Origin of the sequence: Actinotignum timonense (assembly GCF_900155575.1) — a bacterium.
Classification (GTDB): Bacteria; Actinomycetota; Actinomycetes; order Actinomycetales; family Actinomycetaceae; genus Actinotignum; species Actinotignum timonense.
Genome location: NZ_LT706973.1, coordinates 1 through 1391, shown reverse-complemented (window position 1 = coordinate 1391; position 1391 = coordinate 1). Strand labels below are relative to the sequence as shown.

1 protein-coding gene is annotated in these 1391 nt (G+C 65.2%); it reads left to right on the top strand.

Annotated elements, in window-relative coordinates:
* Nucleotides 1-214: 214 nt before the first annotated feature.
* Nucleotides 215-1391 (top strand): alpha-amylase family glycosyl hydrolase (locus CZ322_RS09645; protein ID WP_087071223.1); only part of this gene is annotated, 1177 nt, incomplete at its 3' end.

The following is a 1391-nucleotide window of genomic DNA, read 5'->3' as shown; positions in this document are numbered from 1 at the left end:
CCGCCTGGCAGGCCGCCATCGCGGCGCTCGAAGCCGCTGCGGAACACGGCGGGGAACTCCCGGCCGGCCCGGCCCGGGATCTGGAAGAATTCCGCCGCAAACTCAGCGCCGCCGGGGGAGCGCTCGCCTAGCTGCCTGCGCCGTCGTACCTTTCACGTAAGCTTGGAAGTGCGGTGCTAACCGGCACCGGTTCCCGGCAACGAAGAGGTTGATCGTGACAGCACAACACCCCGGCACTGTTATCCACCCGCCCCAGCAGCGTGACCAGTGGTGGCGCGATGCCGTTATTTACCAGATTTATCCGCGGTCCTATGCGTCGAGCGGCGGGCCGCTCGGCACCCTGCCCGGCATCACCGAAAAATTCGATTATTTGGAGAAGCTCGGGGTGGATGCGGTGTGGCTTTCGCCTTTCTATGTGTCCCCGCAATTCGATGCCGGGTATGACGTGGCCGATTATCGCGATGTCGACCCGCGCTTCGGCACCCTCGCCGATGCTGAGCGGCTCATCGAGGCCGCCCACGCGCACGGCATGAAAGTCATTGTGGATATCGTCCCGAACCACACCTCCTGGGATCACAAGCTCTTCCGGGAAGCGGTGCTGGCAGGCGCGGGCGCCCCGCAGCGCGATAATTTCTGGTTCCGGCCCGGGCGCGGGGAAGGTGGGAGCGAGCCGCCCACGGATTGGCTGTCCTCCTTCGGTGGGCCGGCCTGGTCGCAGGTCAAGGAGATTCCCTGGGTGAAAGGCACCCCGCAGGAGCGTGAAGAAACCTGGTACCTGCACCTGTTTGACCGTTCGCAGCCAGATGTCAACTGGGAAAGCCCGGCTATTCATGATGAATTTGCTCACACCATTCGTTTCTGGATGGATCGGGGCGTGGATGGCCTGCGGGTAGATGTGGCCCACGGCCTGGCCAAAGATCCGGCCCTCCCGGACTGGCCCTACAAGGTGGAGGACGTGCGCTACAACCCGGACGTGAACGTGCCGCCCGCTCCCATGGCCAACCAGCCCGCCGTCCACGATATTTACCGCGAATGGCGCGCGATCCTGGATGAATACGGGCGCGATCGCATGATGGTGGCCGAAGCCTGGGTGGATACCGAGGAAGACCTGGCTCGATACGTGCGCAGCGATGAAATGCAGCAGGCTTTCAACTTCGAATACCTTTCCGCGCCCTGGCGTGCGGACCGCATTAATGCGCTCATCGAATCCTCGCTGCGTGCCACCGACGCCGTGGGTGCCCCCACCACCTGGGTGCTCTCCAATCACGACACCCTGCGGGCCACCTCGCGCCTGGGCCTGGAGGGCGTGACCACCGGCTGGTGCGGGAACGGCCCGAGCGGCATCGGCCCCGATGACCCGCAGCCCGATGCGGCGGTGGGTGCGCGCCGGG